This window comes from Fimbriimonadaceae bacterium (assembly GCA_019638775.1).
Classification (GTDB): Bacteria; Armatimonadota; Fimbriimonadia; order Fimbriimonadales; family Fimbriimonadaceae; genus JAHBTD01.
In genome coordinates, this window is sequence record JAHBTD010000076.1 from 1 (window position 1) to 3,098 (window position 3,098).

The 3,098-nt window shown below is 55.6% G+C and carries 6 protein-coding genes; 4 read left to right on the forward strand and 2 right to left on the reverse strand.

The genetic code is table 11. The annotated features are described in order from the left end of the window. The coding region (locus KF784_19920) for an arylamine N-acetyltransferase (protein ID MBX3121329.1) at positions 1 to 502 on the forward strand (502 nt) is incomplete at its 5' end. A 12-nt stretch (positions 503 to 514) separates the two neighbouring features. Here the strand turns inward: KF784_19920 and KF784_19925 are convergent. After that, a complete protein-coding gene (locus KF784_19925; protein MBX3121330.1) occupies positions 515 to 766 on the reverse strand; it encodes a hypothetical protein in 252 nt (83 codons plus the stop codon). A gap of 252 nt (positions 767 to 1,018) precedes the next feature. On the opposite strand from KF784_19925, the gene KF784_19930 reads away from it, so the two are divergent. The 3 genes from KF784_19930 to KF784_19940 all read left to right on the forward strand — a co-directional run bounded on the left by KF784_19930 (position 1,019) and on the right by KF784_19940 (position 2,621). Further along, on the forward strand, positions 1,019 to 1,522 hold the full coding sequence (locus KF784_19930) for a hypothetical protein (GenBank protein MBX3121331.1): 504 nt from the start codon (positions 1,019 to 1,021) through the stop codon (positions 1,520 to 1,522). 338 nt (positions 1,523 to 1,860) lie between these two features. Further along, positions 1,861 to 2,277: a hypothetical protein gene (locus KF784_19935; GenBank protein ID MBX3121332.1), complete on the forward strand. Its 417-nt coding sequence runs from the start codon at positions 1,861 to 1,863 to the stop codon at positions 2,275 to 2,277. Next, positions 2,274 to 2,621: a nucleotide pyrophosphohydrolase gene (locus KF784_19940; GenBank protein ID MBX3121333.1), complete on the forward strand. Its 348-nt coding sequence runs from the start codon at positions 2,274 to 2,276 to the stop codon at positions 2,619 to 2,621. The genes KF784_19935 and KF784_19940 overlap by 4 nt, the downstream gene beginning before the upstream one ends. Positions 2,622 to 2,809: 188 nt before the next feature. Here the strand turns inward: KF784_19940 and KF784_19945 are convergent. Further along, a partial coding sequence (locus KF784_19945) for a DUF86 domain-containing protein (protein ID MBX3121334.1) occupies positions 2,810 to 3,098 on the reverse strand: 289 nt, incomplete at its 5' end.

Here is a 3,098-nt window from a genome sequence, read left to right on the forward strand (position 1 = left end):
GGCACGCGTGTCGTCCGAGGCCGAAGGTGTGCGTCCGAGAAGCCATCAATTGTTGATGGTCACATTGGGCAACGCCGCGTGGATTGTGGACGTTGGCTTCGGAGGTCATGGATTACTTGAACCTTTGAGGCTGGTGCTCGGAGAGGAGGCGCGGCAGGGGCGTGAGCGCTTTAGGCTGGTGGCCGGTGAGCGAGATGAGTATCTCCTGCAAGGCAAGCGCGAGGGTGCCTGGCTGGACCTCTATTCTTTCGGGCTCGATGCCTGTCTCCCGGCGGACTACACCTTCGCCAGCTATTACCACTCACACGCACCGGATTCCCTGTTTATGCAGCAGCGCATCTGCACCATGCCGACGCCGGAGGGGAGAAAGACGTTGGTCGATAACCTGCTGAAGGTACGAGGAGGAGGTGACGCGCAGGAACGTCAGATAAGCGATGAAGAGTATCAGCAGCTGCTGCAGCAGCATTTCGGATTGATCATTAACGATCGCTTGAGGTTTTGAGATGGTGGCTTTCTACCGACCATACGGGGAGCCTTGGAGTGGGCCACTGTAGTCGCACCTCGTTTCGTACACATCCGCCGATCTCGTTTGGTAGGTCGAGCAACGCCGGCCGTTCTCATCCGAGGAGTGTCCGATCGGTGTCCTCATCGGCTGAGAGAAGAGGATACATCCACTTACCGAGCCGAACAGCACGATCAGCATGACGGCGCTGATCATGACCTTGCGGCTGCGTGCAGTTGTCGGTCCGACCTGTCTTGATGTCATTCGACGATTATTCAGGAATCCACGGCATCGAGGCAAGCTCCCCTCAGGTGCGCGAAGTACAGCTGTGCGTCGGACAGTCTATTCAATAGGTAGCCGCCGGCAGAAATGCCACTAGAACCATCCGCTTTCCCCGTTTGGATGCAATTGCTGCTGGCGTTCGTGCCCGCAGTTGCAGCCGCCTTCGCGGGAGTTGGTCTTTGGATCAATGCAGCTCAAGTTCGTCGCACCAATGCGTAGGCAAGAGGAGCCATTGTGGCAAAGTGCCTGGTGCGCTTCAGCAACGATGAAGACATGCAGGCGATTTATTGCAAGATTGAGTACTCGCGGTTCGACTACAACCAGCCGGAGTTTCATGATTCCTCCGAGGAGAAGCAACTCGACAAGTTGCTTATGCGCTTATCAACTGCTGCACTCTCATGGAGAGCGGGGCTGCTCCGGACAGAAGATCTTTCGCCCCTGCAATACTTGGTGCGTCGGGTCACTCGCGACCCAGGAGTTACGGCGTACCTGAACTTTGTATCGGAATGGTCATCACAGGTTGGCCTGGGAGAGCACCCATATCTTGCACTTATTGAGATGGCAAAGCGCTGGACCATGATGCCTAAAAACACCTCGCACGGGCCATGGTTGGCCTGTGGGTTCGATCGAAAGGTGTGTTGCAGGCTAGCCTTTGAGCATAAGCGAACTGAAAACTTGTGGGTTGGCTGCGCGGGTGAAGAGATTTTCCCGATAGCTAACAACACACCGCTCAAGTAACTGCAAGAGAAATACAAGGTTACGTTCGGCTCCATTTATCGCTGCATAGCATTTGGGGGAGCGTCTTTCCTCAGCCCAACATACAACCTGACCAGCAAGTTTGTGCACGAGGTAAAACTTGTGTCGGAAATCGCAAAGGTTGCTATGATGACGCGGCACAAGAACGTGAATAGTCTATCAATGACGAAGCTACCTGCCGCATTCGATGAAGGAGTAGCCGCCTATTTCAATCTTTAGACGTAACTTTGCGCGGAACCAGATCCGCGCGTTTAGCCGCGCAGGCTGGTTAGGTTGGCAGTAGGCCGCGCGGTACATTATCGAAAACTGAAGGGGTGGCCATGCTGCTATTCAAAACCTCCGGGGCGACACTCGACAGCGTCGTGAAAAATCAAAAGCATGCATTTGAGAGGCGGCCCCGGGACTGGCACATTGGCGAGATCGTCCTCGTCAGTAAGAACCGTAGAGATTGCGACAGGTGCGAGCGTCAAATTCAATATGTCATGACTCTCGATTCAATCCGCTCGATAGTGCCGGGCGAGTCTGAGCGTTACTGGCCCGGCAACGAAGGTCGGTGGCGTTATCTTGTTCTGTGTCGCGACACAAAGCGAATCAGCCGTCCCTTCGATTTGCGAGACGCGCTTGGAGCTTCCGAAAAGGAATACCGGGCAGTCATGACTTTCAAGCGCCTCACACCAGACCATGAAGCCAAGCTCCGCTATTTTTCAATGAATCGTGAGCCAGGACTCTTGCCATGAACCCAATCCAGGAACTTCAGAAAAGGCTACGGGCCTTTGTTGCTGCCCGCGAGTGGGAGCAGTTCCATTCACCTAAAAACCTTGCGGGCGGCCTGGCTACTGAGGCTGCGGAGATCCTTGAGATCTTTCTGTGGCTCACTGAGGCTGAGAGCTCCCAGTTGAGCACTGACAAGATCGCTCGTCTGAGAGAGGAGATCGGGGACGTACAACTTTACCTGGTAAACCTTGCCGACAAATTTGGACTTGACCCACTTGAGTGCGCGTCAGCCAAGCTGGAGGCCAATGAGGCCAAGTACCCGGCGGAGCGTGTGCGTGGCAGTGCCAAGAAATACAATGAGTATTAGTCAGTCGCGGACTAACGCCTGAGCTCGGGCCTGACTCATCCTGCAAACCGAAACTTTCGCCCTGGGTTGACTAAGCCAGCATACCGTTGTAGCGTTGGCCTGCGAAGCGCTGGGCTCGACTCCGTGCGCGCACGGCTCGCCCGGGCGAAACCATTGAGGGACTTGCTGGGGGCCTAACCGCCAGGCGTCTATGCACAGGCCTTGACGATGGTTGAGGAGAACCGGCGAAAGTCATCGAGGTGTGTGGTGATAATCGCGTTGAGGATATCGAGGTTCAGGCGGGCGTATTCGTGGACGGCCACATTCCGGAAGCCGACCATTCGCTGCAGCCGGCTCGCTAACTCAGCCGGGAGCAGCCCCGCTTTCTCTAGTAAGGCAAAAGCCTCCCTGCTTTCCTGCGGAAGTCCTAAGCCTTTCTGTCTGACGACATACATCGCGAGGTCAATGGCAGTTTCGCATGCGCGCTGCAGGTTGAGT

What these genes read in the sequence shown, in the direction of transcription:
- KF784_19925 (MBX3121330.1), bottom strand. Translation starts at nt 766, where the DNA reads ATGACATCAAGACAGGTCGGACCGACAACTGCACGCAGCCGCAAGGTC.
- KF784_19935 (MBX3121332.1), top strand. Translation starts at nt 1,861, where the DNA reads ATGCTGCTATTCAAAACCTCCGGGGCGACACTCGACAGCGTCGTGAAA.
- KF784_19940 (MBX3121333.1), top strand. Translation starts at nt 2,274, where the DNA reads ATGAACCCAATCCAGGAACTTCAGAAAAGGCTACGGGCCTTTGTTGCT.